The sequence below is a fragment of the Marinilabiliales bacterium genome (assembly GCA_007695015.1).
Taxonomy (GTDB): domain Bacteria; phylum Bacteroidota; class Bacteroidia; order Bacteroidales; family PUMT01; genus PXAP01.
In genome coordinates this window covers 55,586-74,221 of the sequence record REEN01000046.1, presented here as the reverse complement: position 1 = coordinate 74,221, position 18,636 = coordinate 55,586, and the positions used below count along the sequence as shown (strand labels likewise).

The window sequence follows — 18,636 nt, the reverse complement described above, 5'->3', positions numbered from 1 at the left end:
TTTCAAATACAGGTATGCTTATTCCCTCCACCTTTTCCTTGTATTGCTTGTTTCCCTTTTTTCCATTGCTTTTATAACCTCGAGTAGCAGCAAAAAGGAAAAGGGTGTAAGGCAGGTTATTGTAATGAACCTGGCTAATGAAAGGGACCAGGTGGCAGAATTCCTGTTCGAGGAGATCGAATACAAAATGGGGCGGGACAGCTTCCTGATAAACAATTTGTCAGGCATGTACTATGAGGATTACGAACTGTATAACTATATAGAAGCAACCTACTTCAGCGGCTATTTCAGGAATTATGAATTACAGGTGGCTCCATGCGGGCATGACTTTGACCTTTGGCTCGAAGATGTAGGAGAACTGGTGGATTGTTATGGTTTCTTTTATGATATGGCAGACAAACAGGGCCTGCCAATCTCCAGAAATTCGGGGTTTTACTTCCTGGACAACCTGAACGGAAGGATTAGCTACCTTGGAATGATCCTGTTCGAATTTGATGACTATCCATGGGAAAAGACTCTGTTCATTTCACTCGACAGCAAACTGCTGAGTGACCAGCTTGGTTATCCCGAGCTTCTGCTTGAAGGCAAATTTTCCAGACCCCCTTCTGCTACTCAGTACTCAAATGCCAAGTATAATAAGGGACAGCTAATTACGCGGACAGGAACATATTCCTATCCGCTCAGACTCCATTTAGATACTGAAAGTGACTATCAGATGGGTTTTGTGCGGGAAGGAGGTTATGAACACCTCACATACAGGGTTGACGACGACAATGTTATTATAGTAAGCAAACCTCTCACAACCACCATCGACCTTATTACATCCTTTTCATACAGCTTTGCATTCTTTTATTTATTGTACGGACTTGCACTGCTTGTATGCAAATATCCTCCGAGGCTGAAGAAGTTGCGGGTCAACTTCAAGAACAAGATCAAATTCTCAATGATCGGGGTCCTGCTTTTATCTCTCATAATAATCGGTGCCGGCACGGTCTACTACAACATAATGCAATTTGAAAACAAACAATTTGAGAATATTACCGAAAAGATACAATCAGTGCTGATTGAACTGGAATACCGGCTGGGCATTGAAAGGGAGCTTTCACCTGATATGAGGTATTACGTGACTGAACTGCTGATACAATTCTCGAATGTATTTTACACAGACATCAACCTGTATGATACTGAAGGTGACCTTTATGCTTCTTCACGGCCCGAAGTGTTTGATCTGGGCCTCACTGGAGAGAAGATGAATCCGGTTGCCTATTCGGAGATGGTAATAAACAACAATGCACGTTTTGTTCACAGCGAGTCAATCAGCAACCTCTCCTACCTCTCGGCGTATGTACCCTTCACCAATACGAATAATGAAATACTCGCATACCTTAACCTGCCTTACTTCACGAGGCACTACATACTGACAAAAGAGATCTATACCCTGGTGGTTGCAGTTGCCAACATTTATGCCGTACTTATACTGATCACGATCCTGATCGCAGTAATTGTATCAAATACCATTACCAAACCCCTGCAGCTCATACAGGATAAACTCCGCGAACTGTCATTAGGCAGAAAAAACGAACAGATAGATTATGAAAGTGACGATGAAATAGGCAGTCTGATAAGGGAATACAACAGAATGGTGGAGGAACTCGAAAACAGCGCCGGTATTCTGGCAAGGTCAGAACGGGAGAGCGCCTGGCGGGAAATGGCCAAACAGATAGCACACGAGATCAAAAATCCGCTCACACCCATGAAACTGAGCATCCAGCATCTTCAGAGAGCCTGGGAGGACAAGACAGACAACTGGGAAGATATCCTCAAAAAAACAACCGGAAACCTGGTCGAGCAGATTGACCATCTCTCATCTATCGCGACTGCCTTTTCCCATTTTGCAAAACTGCCCGGTGCAGTAAGAGAGCCGGTCAATATTACTGATACCATAAAGAATGTATCAGGATTATTCTCCAATTCAGGTAATTTAAATATCGATCTAAGGCTTAACGGGAATGATGACCTTCACGTAATCTCTGACCGGATGCAACTTAACCGTATCCTGGTCAACCTTCTGAAAAACTCTACACAGGCAATCCCAAAAGACCGAAGCGGTGAGATAACAATTGAGCTCAAAAGGGAGGAGGATATGGCTCTTGTAGAGATAACCGATAACGGGGAAGGCATCCATCCTTCCATAAAAGACAAGATGTTTACCCCATACTTCACATCAAAGTCAGGTGGTACGGGACTGGGATTAGCAATAGTAAAGAATATCGCAGAACAGTATGGGGGCTCTGTAGGGTTCTCGAGTGAATATAATAAAGGCAGTTGCTTCTGGTTCAGACTGCCACTGGCCGGTCCCAAAAACATGGAGGCAGGGTCATATGATGATGAAAGTAAGTAGATGCATGGCCGGCAGGTCTTTCAGAATATATTTGTGCGCCCCGGTTGCCGGATAAAAATCTTTATGCGTGTCGTTAGCAAATATGCAACTAATTGCTATATTTGTTTGGCGGTACCGGGAAATGTTTAATAATACCCTGGCTTCCGGCAATAATATAAACAACTCTGTCTGTGTTCCTGAAATACACCAGCTTAGCCAATAATACGGTCATTAGAAAGGAAGCAACAAAAACCCTGCAATTACTCCTGCTGACGGTTTTGTTTTTTTCAGTTGCACAGCATCTTCAGTCACAGTCAAGAATTTCTGGCACAATTAATGAATATGCAGCTGTAGAATCGGTTGAAAGTAACCAGTCCGTTACCGTTAAGGACGCGTCAATATTCCAGCCAAGGGACACGGTGCTGCTGATCCAGATGAAAGGACTCGGCATCCTTACCAGTCCCCCGGCAGACTACGGAAAACAGCAGAACATAAACAATGCAGGCAATTATGAATTCCTGATAATCAGCGACATTTCCGGGAACACCATAACCTTCACGAGGGAGTTCCTCAAAGAGTATTCGGCCGTTGAAACTTTACAGCTTGTAAGAGTAAGGGGGTATGAAAATGTAACTGTCACAGGCCCCCTGACCGCAACGCCCTGGGACGGTGAAAAAGGAGGAATAGTTGCGCTTATCGTAACAAACACCCTTTATCTGGAAGATAACATAGACCTTTCAGCAGCAGGATTCAGAGGGGCGGAGCCGGTAATGATTACCAGTGAGGTATGCGCCGCATCCGACCCCGGAACATACAGCGCCCAGTCATTCCCTGAAGGCTCGGAGAAGGCAGGCCGGAAAGGTGAAGGCTCGGCAACTTATTATATTGTTGATGCAGATAATTTCCTCCTTGACGATCAATTCGCAAAAGGGAAAGGGCGCTTCGCCACGGGAGGAGGGGGTGGTAACGGACTCTTCTCAGGAGGAGGAGGAGGGGCCAATTTCGGCCAGGGAGGTTTCGGGGGAAATGAAACGGAAACCTGCAGCGATCCGGGTTTTGATACAGGTGGTGCCGGTGGGTACTGGCTGAGGGACCAGCTTTTCGATGCATCGGCTAATTTCCGGAACAGGCTGTACATGGCAGGAGCGGGCGGAGGCGCAACAGGCTCATCTGAAAGGAATGCCACGAGTGGCGGACGCGGAGGCGGAATGGTCATAATCGTGGCAAACTATATTGAAGGAAGCGATGAAGCTGCTATCATAGCAGACGGTGAATCGGTCACCGGTATCGCCGCTGCGGGCGCCGGTGGTGGCGGCGGCGGCGGAACCATAGTGGCATCCATCGACCACTACAGGGGAGTTGTCAACATGTTTGCACGGGGCGGCAAAGGTGGTGATGTAGAGCACTCCGACATGGGTGGGCCCGGTGGCGGCGGCGGTGGCGGAGTAATAATCCATTCAGGACCGGGACTTCCGGAGGGGGCAAATACGGTGGTACTGCCCGGCCCGAGCGGGACCAACACAATCCAGAATGAACCGAACGAATCTAGCATTGGCACCCCGGGAGGATTGATAGAACAGCTTGAAATCTCCCTCAACGGAATACTTTTCAACGGCATACGAACTGAAAGGCTGACTATTTGTGAAGAGAACACCCCCGATATACTGGAGGGCACCATTCCCAGGGGAGGCGAAAGGCCATATGAATTCTTCTGGCTGAGACGTCCCGCGGGAGATACGGAATGGACCGTGATAGCCGGGGCCGAGGAGCGGGATTATCAACCCGGACCGCTGACTGAATCAACTGAATTCATGAGGATAGTTGAAGACAAGGATTTTCCCCCGGTAATAGATTCAAGCAATATACTGACAATAGCTGTTGAGCCGAAGATACTGGGCAATGTAATATACAACAACCAAACCATATGTGCAGGGGACCAGCCCGGCCGGCTGGACGGCGACATTCCTTTTCAGGGCGGCACAGGTACTTTCGAATATGACTGGAACTTCTATACTGAAGAGACCCGGCAGTGGACCCAGGTGGAGGCGAACAACGGCGGTGTTAATTACCTTCCTCCCCCGCTGGCTGACACCACGCTTTTTATCAGGGTTGTGACTTCGGGAGTGTGCATTGACACTTCTGGTTTTGTGGCCATAGATGTGCATCCTGAAATACGCAACAACCTTCTGGATGATGACCAGACAATATGCCACGGCGACACACCCGGGGGCATATCGGCTCCTGTTGCCCTTGCCGGGGGACTTGGTGACGGATCATACAGCTATTCATGGGAAACTGACAAGGATGGCAGCTGGAACCCTGTCAACGGGGGATGGACATCTTCGTCATATTCTCCCGGTTCGCTTACAGGCACAACACGTTACCGCAGAACAGCCGAATCGGGGGAGTGCCAGGATACAAGTCCCCCGCACACCATCATAGTGCTGCCGCTCATATCCGGAAATACAATATCTGAAAGCCAGGTCATCTGTTATATGGCGGCTCCTGAGCTGTTTGAAGGCAGTGAACCTGAGGGTGGTGACGGCATTTACAGTTACCGGTGGGAAATATCGGCCGGAAGCTCACCATGGGAGACAGCAGAGGGGGATCCGGATGAAAGGGATTACATGGCCCCTCCCCTTTCAGATACAACCTCCTTCAGAAGAATTGTCTTCAGCGGAGAGAATGATGCATGCCGGGATACAAGCAATATCACGGTTGCTGAATTCTATCCCCTGTCCTTTGGCAGCATTTCCGGTATAAACGACACTATCTGTGAAGGCGAACAGATTGATCTGGCTTTCACGTTCAATGGAGAGTTTCCTATGGATCTTGTATATACAGACGGATCGCAGTTATTTACAGCCGAAGGACTTGTTTCTCCTGACTTCAGCACGAAAGTAACTCCGTCAACCCCTGATTCATCAGATTATTCATACACCTTTTACAGTTTGGTTGACGGGTTTGGCTGTTCAGTCCCCGAAAAGCATCTTACCGGATCATTAAGTGGAAGAGTCTATGCTTTCCCTGAACCGGATCCCGGGACAGGAGGCGATATTTGCGGACCCACGTTCAGTCTTGACGCAGCGGCAACCCTTGGCAGGGGTATGTGGGAAATATCATCAGGCAACGCAACCTTCAGCCCCGGCCCTTCAAATCCCGGGGCAACGGTTACGGTAGAAGAATACGGCACATATACCCTTACGTGGACCGAGACTAACTGGAGGTGCCGGGCAGATGACAATATCACGGTGACTTTTTATGAACAGCCTGAGAACACCTTCGCAGGAGAAGACCAGGAATACTATTACACATTTGAAACCCTCCTTGGTGCCGAACTGCCTCCGGGCATGCCCGAAGCTTATGGGAAATGGGAAGTTGTCGAAGGAGGGGCGAACATTGTTTTTCCCGACAGCCCCAGTACAGAAGTGACCGGGCTGGGTTTCGGAGAGAACATCTTCTCATGGACCTTATATAACGGGGTATGCCAGCCCGTATCAGATATGGTCACAATACTAATAAGGGATATTGACGCCCCCACCGGATTCTCACCGAACAACAGCGGGTTTAACGACACCTTTATTATCCGGGGACTTGAAAATTCTACTACCAATGAGCTTACAATATTCAACCGGCAGGGTAATGTCGTATTCAGGAGCAACAATTACATGAACGACTGGGACGGAAGAAACAACAGCGGGGTGCACCTTCCCGAAGACACATATTACTATATTATCAGCGTTGACAACAAATACACATACAAGGGTTTCATAGTTTTAAGGCGATAAAACAATACAATTGAAGATAATTACCGCTATATTGATCTTTTTCATTGCATTTTCCAAGCTGAATGCACAGCACCTTTTCCCGGTTTACAGCCAGTATATGCTGAACGGACTGGCGCTCAACCCTGCCTATGCAGGAAGCCGCGATGTTTTTAACATAACCCTTGGTTACAGGAACCAGTGGGTTGGATTTGACGGGGCCCCGGTATCGCAGACACTCAGCATGCACGCCCCTATGAGGAATGAAAACGTAGCCCTGGGAATTTTTCTCAACAATGAACAGATTGATGTAAGAAACAATACCAGCCTCTATTTTAATTATGCCTACAGGATTCCTGCCGGCAGAGGACGGCTGGCGCTTGGACTCAAGGCCGGAGGCATCAGCAGAAGCGCCAACTGGAGCCGGATATCATTGCATGACCCCGGTGATATGGTTTTCAGCGAACCTGCAACTCATGACATGCTTCCGAATATCGGATTTGGCATCTACTACTATACCGGAAGATTTTTCCTGGGGGCATCAGTTCCATATTTCCTCAGTGACAGCACGAGAAACGGTAAAGCAGTTATATATCATGATTACAGCAACTATAATTACCTGGTTACCGCGGGTTTTGTGACAGGGAGCAGAGGGTTTAAGATCAAGCCCAGTTTTCTTGTCAAGTACAATGAAAACCACCCGGTCCAGGTAGACGCCAACCTCTCCTTTATCCTTGGAGACCTGATATGGATAGGTGCATCATACAGGATAGAGGATGCCCTGGTCGGACTGGTAAAGATCCAGATTAATGACAGGCTGCGGCTGGGTTATACATACGACTACTCCATGGGAAAACTGAGCAGCTACCATAGCGGTTCTCATGAAATAGCGCTTATATATGATTTCAGGTTCAGGGTCAGTGCTGTTAACCCCCGATACTTTTAACAATGAGGAAACCAATATTAATACTGACACTTATCCTCCTTGCCGGCGCAACTAATGATGCGCAACAGAATGACTTCTATGAGATCACCCGCCTCCCTTTCACAACCGACAGGTTCGATGAATTTGCACCGGCATATTACGACGACGGGATTGTTTTTACAACAAACCGCAGAATGAGTGTAATTGTTACCCGTACAACAGATGAAGGGGAGAATCTTTTTAACATATATAAAACCTCCCGCAGGAGGTCCGGCAGATGGGAGGATCCCTCACTTCTTGACAGGAGCCTGAAAAGCAACTATCATGACGGGCCTGTAAGTTTTTCACCGGACGGGTCCACGATCTTTTTTACCAGGAATATTCCCGGCAGTGGCAGGGATCCCTCAAGACTTGGCATTTTTATGGCAGATTATGCCGGCGGCAGTTGGACCAATATAAGACCCTTTCCCTATAACAGCAACAACTACAACCTGGCACACCCAACCATCAGCAGCGACGGCAGGACACTCTTTTTTGCAGGCGACATGCCCGGAGGATACGGTGGAATGGATATTTATGAATCTACCCTTCAGGCATACAGCTGGTCTCCTCCTGTCAACCTCGGCAGCGAGGTGAATTCAGCCGGAGATGAAGTCTTCCCCTATAAACACCAGGGGGGAAGGCTCTACTTCTCCTCCAACAGGACCAACGGGGAAACACTTGACCTCTATTACACCTTCCGGCGGGAAGAAAACTGGCAGTCACCCGTTAAAATGCCAGCCCCATTCAATTCAGAATATGATGATTTTGGTTTCATTGCCGACAGGGAACTTACAAACGGTTATTTCTCATCAAACAGGGAGGGTACAGACAATATATATTCCTTTACCTCAACATTCCCACTGTTCACAGATTGTGAAACGATACAGGAGGAGCAGCTCTGCTTTGTTTTCTATGAGCAGAGGGCTGAAAATGTTGACACCACAACCCTATACCTGCTGTGGGACATGGGCGACGGCACCAGGATAAGGGGACTGGAAGCGGAACACTGTTTCAGTGAGTTGGGGACATATACCGTCAGGCTCGATGTAATTGATGTCATCACCGGAGAGGCACAGTCCAATGTTGCATTCTACAACTTCACCACCCCCAGGGTTGAACAGCCCTATATCAATGCTCCTGATACGGTCTTTGCGGGACAGCAAATCAGCATCGATGCAACTGACACCTACCTGCGCAACTTTGACATTGATGAGTATTACTGGGAGCTGGGCGACGGCACAAAAACTACCGGGGAGATAATTAACCACACATATGACTATCCCGGAACCTACATAATTACTTTGGGAGTAATTTCTGACCCCAATTCCCCGTTTGGATACAGAAGGTTGTGTGTGTACAAGGAGATTGTGGTTCTGGAAAATCAGTAGATCCAGCAGTTATACCTTCCCTTGCCATCTGACTTTTGCCAGAGAAACAGGCGGGGCACGGTATTTGATACTATGCAGGCATAACTGCATAACCTGACCCGTTTTTGCAGATGTTTGATCCTGAAAAAAAGAAACAGTTTGGTAAATTTACCGTATAAACGACAATAGTTAATTTTATCCGATCCAAAAAACAAAAGCATAACGAACAATGAGAAATCTGTCAATCCTGATAATCATGGGGCATCTACTCTTCTTTACGGCACACTCGCAGCCGGTTCCCGCCCCCGATGAAAACATACCCTGGCTTGTGACTTTCGGCGGTGATGCATGCCCTTCCTGGGGCGATGACAATTTTACACAGACTTTCTTTTTCCTGATTCCTGAAGATCATACCGATCCTGTTTATATTAGGGTTTATAATCCGGTAACCGGAGGCCAGTATGACGAAATAAACGGGTACTGGAACACAAAAGTAAATTTTTCCGTTTACGGGGGGCCTGAAACATGGTCACACCCCGACGCACAGGGTACCGGGCCCGATGGCAACTACCGGAGCGGCAACCTTATTGCCTCAAGGACGTTCGGCTATGAACCCGAATACGATGCTGCCTGGTATACTTTTGGCCCGTTCAACCCCATGGAGGGTGAATACGTGGAGAAGTTCCGCGGGAATGTGTTCAAGATCATTGCACAGGGAGTTGAGGGAGATGACGGTAACCTCTATCGCTATTTCCTCTCCACAAGCCCCGACCAGAACATACCCGTTGAAGGGGGCAACGCGTTCGCATACAGCTACACTTTCAGGCTCTGGAACGACCCCAGCCAGGTTTCCCATATCTATCCATACATAGATGATGAAACAATTACCGTTGAGATCTCTAACTTTGACTGGGACTATGACGGTATTATCAGGCTGGTTTCGGTTGAGCGGCAGGGTCAGTTGCTGGATGTATCCGGTGATGATTACTGGGCACAGAACAGGTTCACAATACTGGAAGGGGAGAGGGGCACCTCTCTTGATCTTCAGTTCCATAAACAGGCCAGCCCGGTAATCAGGAACAATAACGTCGTGGTAACAATACGCAACCAGTATGACCAGGCACTTCCGTTCTACGTTATACCAATAGGAGGCGTTCCGCAATACCGGTACAGCATAGGGGTAAGGCCTGCAGGAAATTGATAATCATAAAAAAATGTATAAAATCGCTGATCCATTTATCAGACAGGCAGCCATTGCCGCAGTCATCGCATCTCTTTTTGCAATTTCCGTGCAGGCACAGGAATACCGCTTCAGGAACTACGGTATTGAACAGGGGCTCCCGCACAGGTTTGCATATACCGTTGCCCAGGACGAATCAGGCTTTATCTGGGTGGGGACAAGCACCGGGCTGGCAAGGTTTGACGGATTTGATTTTGAGGTTAACCCTTTCGGGGACTCAATACCGCCGGGATTTACTGTAAGGAGCTTCACAGATTCCCGCAACAGGATATGGTACGGGTATAACAGCGGTGGCATAGCTGTTCTGTCCGGCAACAGGATAACCGTTACCGATAACAGAGAGGTCAGGACAATGGTGACCGGTATTGCTGAAGACCGGGATGGGAATATCCTGGTTGCATCGCAGCAACACGGACTCCTTGTGATAGATGATGAGATGAACACCTCCCACTTCCAGGACATGTTCGCAGGTACGGCCATTACGGCCATGTCGGTAACGGCAGATGACCAACTTCTGATAGGGTCATTTGACGGGTTGCATTTATACACCTACTCTCCGGGAGACAGTCCTGAAAGGGCTGGTAGGACAGAAGGGCTGCCGGAGGTTGCCGTATCCTTTCTCCTGCCTGATGATAACGGCGTTTTTGCGGGGACCAGGGGACGGGGACTTTTTTACATTTCAAAAGCTGAAGACGGATCTTTTATTGCTTCTGATGTGGGAGAATCCCTCGGGATCGGAAACACCATCATAGAGTCCCTGGGGCGCGACCACGCCGGCAATCTCCTTGTTGCTACCAGGGGGCAAGGTGTTTACAGGATAAGCAATCTCTTCAGTGCAGAAGAGAAGGCAGAGATAAAGAATTTCACAACTGCCAACGGACTTCCATCAGATATTGTGCATCAGAGTTATGCCGACAGGGAAGGCAATTACTGGTTTGCAACTTTTGACGGACTGTCAATGCTGTCTGATGAATCGCTGAGTTTCATCAGATCATTTGAAGAGCCTTTCGGCAATAATGTGCTTTCTGTGTTTTCCGACAGCGAATACTTCTGGCTGGGAGGAGAGAGCGGATTGTTGAGAATTTCGAAGCTGACCGGCCAAAGGACTTTCATAGGCACCGCCAGGGGCCTTCCATTCGATATGGTCACTGCAATTACCTGCTGCCATGAAAATAACATCTGGATAGGTACGGCTGAAAATGGTATTTATAAACTAAATACCGGAACCCTTTCGGCATCCCGTTTCCACTTCTCCGCAAACTCACTGGAAAACAGCATACATGACCTTGACCACGAAAACGGCGTGCTGAGGGCTGCAACCAGCAGCGGTATCCTGGAATTTGATCTTGTCGGCGGGGAACGAAAAAGGCTCGGAACAGATGAAGGGATGCCCCATAACTTTATAAGAAGTGTCTTCACCGCCTCAGACGGCACAAAATGGGTGGCAACCAGGGGTAACAGGATTGTGGACGCAGAGAACAGCAGGTCTGTTGGTATCGCCTCCATGGAGCTTGATTTCGTTGCCATTACAGAAGATCATAACGGTAACCTATGGGCCGCAACCAACGGAAACGGCCTTATTTATATAACACAGGATACACTTATCCAGATTACAACGAGCGACGGCCTCTACAGTAACTTCTGCTACAGCCTTATTACCGATGACCAGGGAAGCCTCTGGGCAGGACACAGACTGGGTGTCAGCCGGATCAACCCTGAAACATACCATATAAGAACCTACAGTACTGAAAGTTCAGTGACGGGGGACTTCAACTTCAATGCAGCTCACCGGACACAGGACGGGGTATTGCTTTTCGGCACGAGCGACGGATTGGTAATATATGACAACTCAAAGGAGAAAGATATAGCCACATCACCATTGCTGAATATCACCTCTGTCCAGGTCTCGGATGACCTGTATGAGAATATTGACCGCATCATACTGCCATACGGCAGCTACAGGGTCAGGATCGATTTTATAGGACTGAGCTACGCGGATCCTGAGAAGGTTCTTTACCAGTACAAGCTTGACGGCTATGACCTGGACTGGTCCGATCCTTCCGCACAGCGGTTCGCATACTATCCGCGGCTTGATGACGGTAATTTCACATTCCTTCTCAGAGCTACCAATGCTGAAGGTATATCCACCGAGTATCCCGTTACACTTGCTGTAAATATCGATAAACCGATCTGGAAAAAATGGTACTTCTTTCTGATTGTTGCCTCGCTGGCAGGGCTCATACTATTTCTTTTCATAAAGATCAGAGAGCGTAACCTGCGTATTGAAAAGGAGCGTATCGAAAGGGAGCTGGAGATACGGACCCGGGAAGTTGTCGAGCAGAAGGCTGAGATTGAGGTCAAGAACAAGGACATTACCGACAGTATCAACTATGCCCAGAGAATACAGGCAAGCATCCTCCCGCCCGTCTCGAAAATATCTGAGAACTTCAGTGAGTCATTTGTGTTTTACCAGCCCCGGGATATTGTGAGCGGCGACTTCTACTGGTTTGACAAGGTAAATGACAGCAAGTTCCTTATTGTATGCGCAGATTCAACCGGACACGGAGTTCCTGGTGCGTTCATGTCGATGATTGGTACAACCCTGATCAAGGATATATGCATGAGAACTGACGTAAACTCCCCTTCCGATGTCCTTGGCACGCTTGACAGGGAAGTAACAAGCACCCTGAACCAGAATGTTGACCCTTCCGGTAAATCAACTGACGGGATGGACATTACCGTATGTGAATTTGACCTCAATACCCGTTATATACGTTTTGCCTCTGCAATGCGGCCCATTATGATGTACCACAAAGGGGAACTCATGTATATCAGGGGAAGCCGCAACTCGATAGGAGGCTACGTAACCGAGGAAAAAGCTTTTGAGAACCAGGGTTACCAGCTTGACCCTGGTGACATAGTATACCTGTTCAGCGATGGTTATCCCGATCAGTTCGGTGGTCCGCTCGGCAAGAAATTCAAAATGGTAAGGCTTAAGAATCTGCTGACCGACATTTGCGGTAAAACCATGAATGAACAGCATGATCATATACTCACCAGTTTCAACCTCTGGAAAGGGGACCATGAACAGGTTGATGACGTATTGTTCATGGGTATAAAGGTATAGTATTTGTGCCTGAACCTATTTCTTCCTGAAGAAAAGCTGTAAAGGCACTCCTGTGAAGTCGAAGTTCTCCCTTAGCCGGTTTTCAAGATACCTTTTATAAGGATCCTTAATATATTGAGGAAGGTTGCAGAAAAAGGCAAATGCAGGAGTTTTTACCGGAAGTTGTGTAACATAGTTGATCTTGATATGCTTGCTCTTTACTGCCGGGGGATGGAACTGATCCACCGCGCGCCTGAGCGCCTCATTCAGTTTTGATGTGCTTATCCGTTGTTTTCGCCTGGTATAAACCGCAGATGCAGCATCAAGCAGCCTGGAAATACGCTGCCGGGTAAGAGCCGAGGTGAAAATTACCGGAACGTCTTCAAAAGGCGATATACGTTCCTTAATGATCGCAGTATAGCTTTTCACCGTATTGGTCTCCTTTTCAACCAGATCCCATTTGTTTACAGCAATGACCACTCCTTTTTTATTCCTTACAGCCAGATTGAATATGTTAACATCCTGAGCTTGCATACCCGCTGTTGCGTCTATCATAACAATACAAACATCTGATCTTTCAATCGCACGCACCGACCGCATTATCGAGTAAAACTCAATATCTTCCATGGTCTTCCCCTTCTTCCGCAGTCCGGCGGTATCGATCAGGTAAAATTCATGGCCGAACTTGTTATAGTAGGAATGTATTGAATCCCTGGTGGTGCCTGCTACCGGGGTAACAATGTTCCTCTCCTCACCCAGTAAGGCATTGGCCAGCGATGATTTTCCGACATTGGGCCTGCCGACAATGGCGAAGTAGGGGATCTCTTCCGTGCGCTCCTCACTGATACCTCCGGGTATAGCAGCAGTAACTGCATCAAGCATCTCCCCTGTTCCTGATCCGTTAATCGCCGATACCGGATATATCTCTCCAAGGCCAAGCTTGTAGAAAACAGATGCATCATAATACCTCTGTGAATTGTCAACCTTGTTCACAACAAGGATGGTGTTCCGGCTGCTGCGACGAAGCAGTACGGCAACCGCCTCATCAAGGTCGGTAATGCCATTTGTGACATCCACTACAAACAACACCGTATCGGCCTCATCGATGGCAAGAAGAACCTGTTTCCGGATCTCATCCTCAAACACGTCATCCGATCTGGTAATGTAACCTCCCGTATCAATAACCGAGAACTCTTTACCGTTCCAGTCTGATTTCCCGTAGTGACGGTCACGCGTTACACCAGAAAGCTCATCAACAATGGCCTTCCTCCCGCCGCACAACCGGTTGAAGAGGGTCGATTTGCCCACGTTGGGGCGGCCAACAATTGCAACTATATAACTCATAAGTTTTTATCTGTATCCGAACCTTTTTAACTGCTGTTCTTTGGACCTCCAGTCTTTGGTAACCTTTACAAAAAGCTCAAGGTATACCCTGGAACCAAAAAATTCCTCCAGGTCAATTCTTGCCTCTGTCCCGGTTTTTTTTAATGCAGCACCCTTTTTCCCAATAATTATCCCTTTCTGGGTGTCACGCGAAACATGAATGACCGCCCGTATCCGCAAGAGGTCCTTCTCCCTTATAAACTCCTCGATTTCAATCTCTGAAGAATACGGAATCTCTTTCTGGTAATTCAGAAAAACCTTTTCACGGATAATCTCGGAGGCAAAAAACCTTTCAGACTTATCAGTAAGAGCATCCTTGGGGTAATAGGGCGGCGATTCAGGCAAAAGTTCGACAATCTTGCCGAAGACCTTGTCTAGATTGAATTTTGCCTTGGCCGACAGGGGAATGATGAAGGCACCCGGAAGAACCTTTTCCCATTTTACCATCAGCTCCTCAACCCTGCTGTGGGAACTCAGGTCTATTTTGTTGATTAAAAGAATTACCGGTATCCTGAGCTTGCTGATTTTGGCAAGGTACTCGCCGTTTCTAAGCATATCTTCCTCAACATCGGTTACATACAATAGTATGTCGGCATCGGTAATTGCACTGCTTACAAACTTCATCATCGATTCATGGAGCTTGTAATTTGGCTTGATGATGCCGGGAGTATCGGAATAGACAATCTGGAAATCATCGCCGTTAACTATGCCCATGATCCTGTGCCTGGTTGTCTGTGCCTTCGAAGTTATTATCGACAGATTTTCACCGACAAGGGCGTTCATGATGGTTGATTTGCCAACATTTGGATTGCCCAGTATATTAACAAATCCCGATTTATGTCCCATATCAATGTTATTTATCTGAGATTGATGCTGAGAGTCAGTTTAAATGCAAAGTTATCAATTGTCCGCTCAAAAGCATAGGGCCCGTACCTGTAAAAAACACCTGCACCGTAACCCATGAAGAACTGCCTGATGATGTTGTTCACCAGCAGGCCCGATTCAATATACCCTTGTTCCATTGTTCTTAAAGGGATATTGAGGTGATTACCCGGTTCTGAAAGTTTTCCGATTCCCATATTTGTCACCAGCACCACTTCAGGTCTGAAACTACCTGATCTGTAAAGCAGGCTCCCAAAGTTATGACGAAGGAAAAGCGATGCAAACCTGTCGGAAATGAATTCGGACGGACGCATTGTGGCGAAACTGTTGGCCGCCTCAACCGAAAAGCCCCTGTAGCTACCCTTGCCGCTGAAGAGAACCTGGTATGGCATATTCCGGTCAGCTACCCCGCCCTCGATCTTCAGTGAAGTTCTCCCCAGACTTCGTGTTGTAAAAGTATGTGATGCAGCAGCTGATATCCTGGTATATTCATACCCGCCGCCAAAGATATCCGTTCCCATTCCATAATTAAACCATGCTACAGGGTAATCAGTCCCCATCGATATTCTTGTTCCGCGTGGTGTTTGCATAAACCTCTCCCTGTAAGCAAAGCGCAGCTGCATTCCGGCTTCGGTAAACAGGAAAGAGCTGCTTTCGGTTCCCTCACCGGCAAAAACATATGCATCACACGGGATAACCTCTCTTACGTTCAGATAGAACCTGCCTTCAAGGTGACGGACCAGTTGCATTGACAGTGCAGCATCATAAGCCTCTGTATAGTCCATGCGCCCGATCATGAAACGTCTGTAGTTTTCTGAGGTGAGATCGACGCCTGTAACGTAAAACCCGTATCCCCCTGCCTCCGCAACATCGCGCGAGTATGACAGCTCAAGCCTGACATCACCCGGCCTCCATAGCAGGAGCGAGGCCCCGGCCCCGAATTTCATTTCCCTGTCCTTAAATCCCCATGCTACATGGCCACCGGCAGAGAACCTTTCCGAAACCCTCTGACTGGTCAGAACCCTGATTCCCGGCCTGAGACCCTCGAAATAATTATAATCCAGCAGACTGGCGTAATCAATATTGAGGTATCCCCAGGGTATATAACCCGAGGCAAGTGTCTCAAATAGCCTGAGGGTGCGGTCAAAATTTGCCTCTCTCCCTACACTGTCCATAAAGTGATATGTCTGCAGGTCTATTTCTGTTAAGGGCACAACCCTGAACTTCTCCCAGTAGGGGTTATCGGTCCGGTACGCATCGGGTGCTATCTTAAGTTCAATATTGTTGAAACCCCGTCTGCTCAGTTCCGGTTCAATTTCTATATCTGACAGGTATGTCCTTCCAATACCAACAAGGCTGTACCTTGTTTCTGTTCCGGTAGACAGACTTTCCCTCCCCAGGATAATATCAGTATTGAGTTCGCCGGGGAACCACTGCTTCCCTTCAACAAAATTGTAGTTCTGCTGAATACGGACGGTAAAAAAACCTCGCGGTTCATATGGTTCGGCAATAACATGCTGAATGGCATATCCGTTGGAATTAATATAGACCACCCCTTGCAGTCCGTCAAAATTCCGCCCCGGATAGGGCCTGAAAGAAATTATAAAAAGCGTATCATCCAGTTCGGTAAACATGCTGTCTTCCAATATGAATGAATATCGTGATGCACTTCCACGGCTGACAGGGTTCAGGTAACTTCTGTCCATTATTGAGATGTGATCCTCATAAAACGTAAACGACTGTATCTGGGTTGCCAGCAATGTAAATGACGGATCACTGAAGCCGCTCACCCTTGATGCCACCACCTGTTCGTTGTTCCTGCCGGGTCGCCTGTACTCCCGTTTGCTTACCGATTCCATAAGGAAAATATGCTGTCTTTCGATGAACTCGCGCAGCCGGATCTCACTTGAATCAACCTTTTCAGCCTCAGCTTCTGCCTCATTCACGTTCTGTCCTGACTCCGACCCGCCCGTGAATGCAAACCGGATCGATACATTTGCAGAGCCCGGCAGGTTTATCCTTGATAGAACACTGTCAGCGACAAGGGTGAAGAAAAGCTTGTTGTAAGATGTGTAGGAGAATGATGAGAGCATCTCCGGATTGTTGATCCTCCTGTTCTCATATGCCTTTCTTATTATCCGGTGGGCAGGATTAACTCCGGGAGTAACCGTAACTTCCTCCAGTAAAACGGGCTGCTGCTTCATCCTGATTACCATTGTGCGGCTTACATCATCTTCGGAGGGAATGACTGTCATGGTCTGATAGCCAACATAGCTTAGCCTCAGAAATCCGGGCAGCGAACCGGTTGTAATTGAAAAACCGCCGTCAATGCCAGTTGTTGTTCCCGTTCCCCTGTCGGTATAAACAATATTGACAAAGGCGAGGGGTTCACCGGTAACATCATCTACGACCCGGCCATTCAGCCTGATATCAGCGGATGCGTCAACAGCCTGCCAGAATGGCAAAAACAAAAATGTTGCGATTACAATTAAAACCCTGTTCATAAATTATCACCTGTTAATAGCCTGTGGCCTGAATACCTGGAACGGCTTACTTAAATATATTCATCTTCAGCTTATTAACCTCCTTTTCGTTAAGAAACCTCCATTTCCCCCTTGGAAGGTTCTTTTTTGTAAGACCCGCAAAAAAGACCCTGTCAAGTTGTGTAACATTATAATCAAAATGACCGAAGATACGCCTTATGATGCGGTTTTTACCGGAATGGAGACGGATACCCACCCTGGACCGGTCGGTTTCATCGGCCCAGCTTATCTCATCAACCTTGATGTGCCCGTCATCAAGCTCAACACCTTTAGCTATCTCTTCCAGATCAGCCGGTTCAAGGGGCCGGTCAAGCCCGGCCTGGTATATCTTTACTGCACCGTGTGAAGGATGAGTGAGTTTCTTTGTCAGGTCGCCGTCATTGGTAAACAGAAGAAGTCCGGTCGTATGCCTGTCCAGCCGGCCAACAGGGTAAATACGCTCCCTGCACGCGTTTCTCACAAGATCCATTACCGTGCGCCTGGCACGCGGATCATCAACGGTGGTTATAAAATCCTTGGGTTTGTTTAGCAGCAGGTACACCTTATTCTCCGGATCAAGCTTTTTGCCCTTGAACCTGACGACATCAGACCGCAGCACCTTGGTGCCTACCTCTTTAACAACTTTGTTGTTGACAATAATGTGGCCGGCTTTTATGTATTCATCGGCCTCCCTGCGGGAGCAAATGCCGGAATTGGCTATAAACCTGTTAAGCCTGATCTCAGAATGTTTTCCGGCTGTTCGCATGCCTGACCGGCCTTCAGCATCAGCCGCCTTTTTGGGAACAGCTCTGCCTGCAATTCCTTTTGCGGGGGCCTGCCTCTTCTTTTTGAATTTTTCAAATGGATGCTCCTCTTTCCTGTCAGTGTCGCCGGGCCTGCCGGGCCTGCCGGTGGTACCGGACTTGCCGGTTTTGCGGGGCCTGCCGGTTTTGCGGGACCTGCCCTGATCTCTCTTTTCAGCCATCGTGGTTTTGTTTTGGGAATGCAAAGGTAATATTTTTAAG

General features: G+C 47.9%; 11 protein-coding genes. 6 read left to right on the top strand and 5 right to left on the bottom strand.

All coding sequences use genetic code 11. From position 1 onward, the window contains the following. The 4 genes from EA408_05135 to EA408_05120 all read left to right on the top strand — a co-directional run. Nucleotides 1-2,401: sensor histidine kinase (locus tag EA408_05135; GenBank protein ID TVR73364.1), on the top strand; the 2,401-nt coding region annotated here is incomplete at its 5' end. Nucleotides 2,402-2,571: 170 nt separating this feature from the next. Next, nucleotides 2,572-6,168 carry a gliding motility-associated C-terminal domain-containing protein gene (locus EA408_05130; protein ID TVR73363.1) on the top strand — a complete coding sequence of 1,199 codons (3,597 nt, stop codon included), beginning with the start codon at nucleotides 2,572-2,574 and terminating at the stop codon, nucleotides 6,166-6,168. A 4-nt stretch (nucleotides 6,169-6,172) separates the two neighbouring features. Further along, nucleotides 6,173-7,090 (top strand): type IX secretion system membrane protein PorP/SprF, encoded by a 918-nt coding sequence (locus tag EA408_05125; protein ID TVR73362.1) that lies wholly within the window; start codon nucleotides 6,173-6,175, stop codon nucleotides 7,088-7,090. A gap of 2 nt (nucleotides 7,091-7,092) precedes the next feature. After that, nucleotides 7,093-8,499: a hypothetical protein gene (locus EA408_05120; GenBank protein ID TVR73361.1), complete on the top strand. Its 1,407-nt coding sequence runs from the start codon at nucleotides 7,093-7,095 to the stop codon at nucleotides 8,497-8,499. Here the strand turns inward: EA408_05120 and EA408_05115 are convergent. Next, nucleotides 8,493-8,699 carry a hypothetical protein gene (locus EA408_05115; protein TVR73360.1) on the bottom strand — a complete coding sequence of 69 codons (207 nt, stop codon included), beginning with the start codon at nucleotides 8,697-8,699 and terminating at the stop codon, nucleotides 8,493-8,495. The genes EA408_05120 and EA408_05115 overlap by 7 nt on opposite strands. 8 nt (nucleotides 8,700-8,707) lie before the next feature. Here EA408_05115 and EA408_05110 point away from each other — a divergent pair, with 8 nt between their 5' ends. Then, nucleotides 8,708-9,679 carry a hypothetical protein gene (locus tag EA408_05110; GenBank protein TVR73359.1) on the top strand — a complete coding sequence of 324 codons (972 nt, stop codon included), beginning with the start codon at nucleotides 8,708-8,710 and terminating at the stop codon, nucleotides 9,677-9,679. 13 nt (nucleotides 9,680-9,692) lie between these two features. Then, nucleotides 9,693-12,845: a hypothetical protein gene (locus tag EA408_05105; GenBank protein TVR73358.1), complete on the top strand. Its 3,153-nt coding sequence runs from the start codon at nucleotides 9,693-9,695 to the stop codon at nucleotides 12,843-12,845. 15 nt (nucleotides 12,846-12,860) lie between these two features. On the opposite strand, the gene EA408_05100 is transcribed toward EA408_05105, so the two are convergent. From EA408_05100 to EA408_05085, 4 genes are read right to left on the bottom strand one after another with little or no spacing between them, the layout of a single operon-like run. After that, nucleotides 12,861-14,168 (bottom strand): ribosome biogenesis GTPase Der, encoded by a 1,308-nt coding sequence (locus EA408_05100; protein ID TVR73357.1) that lies wholly within the window; start codon nucleotides 14,166-14,168, stop codon nucleotides 12,861-12,863. Between the two features lie 6 nt (nucleotides 14,169-14,174). Then, nucleotides 14,175-15,053, bottom strand: coding sequence for a GTPase Era (locus EA408_05095; protein TVR73356.1), 879 nt, complete (start codon nucleotides 15,051-15,053; stop codon nucleotides 14,175-14,177). An 11-nt stretch (nucleotides 15,054-15,064) separates the two neighbouring features. Then, on the bottom strand, nucleotides 15,065-17,593 hold the full coding sequence (locus tag EA408_05090; protein ID TVR73355.1) for a carboxypeptidase-like regulatory domain-containing protein: 2,529 nt from the start codon (nucleotides 17,591-17,593) through the stop codon (nucleotides 15,065-15,067). Nucleotides 17,594-17,639: 46 nt separating this feature from the next. Continuing rightward, entirely contained in the window at nucleotides 17,640-18,596 is a 957-nt protein-coding gene (locus EA408_05085; GenBank protein TVR73354.1) for an rRNA pseudouridine synthase, read from the bottom strand. Nucleotides 18,597-18,636 lie beyond the last annotated feature (40 nt).

Excerpts from the sequence above, each read along its gene's own strand:
- EA408_05090 (TVR73355.1), bottom strand. The coding sequence starts at position 17,593 with ATGAACAGGGTTTTAATTGTAATCGCAACATTTTTGTTTTTGCCATTC.
- EA408_05095 (TVR73356.1), bottom strand. The coding sequence starts at position 15,053 with ATGGGACATAAATCGGGATTTGTTAATATACTGGGCAATCCAAATGTT.
- EA408_05105 (TVR73358.1), top strand. The coding sequence starts at position 9,693 with ATGTATAAAATCGCTGATCCATTTATCAGACAGGCAGCCATTGCCGCA.
- EA408_05120 (TVR73361.1), top strand. The coding sequence starts at position 7,093 with ATGAGGAAACCAATATTAATACTGACACTTATCCTCCTTGCCGGCGCA.
- EA408_05085 (TVR73354.1), bottom strand. The coding sequence starts at position 18,596 with ATGGCTGAAAAGAGAGATCAGGGCAGGTCCCGCAAAACCGGCAGGCCC.
- EA408_05110 (TVR73359.1), top strand. The coding sequence starts at position 8,708 with ATGAGAAATCTGTCAATCCTGATAATCATGGGGCATCTACTCTTCTTT.
- EA408_05100 (TVR73357.1), bottom strand. The coding sequence starts at position 14,168 with ATGAGTTATATAGTTGCAATTGTTGGCCGCCCCAACGTGGGCAAATCG.
- EA408_05115 (TVR73360.1), bottom strand. The coding sequence starts at position 8,699 with ATGCTTTTGTTTTTTGGATCGGATAAAATTAACTATTGTCGTTTATAC.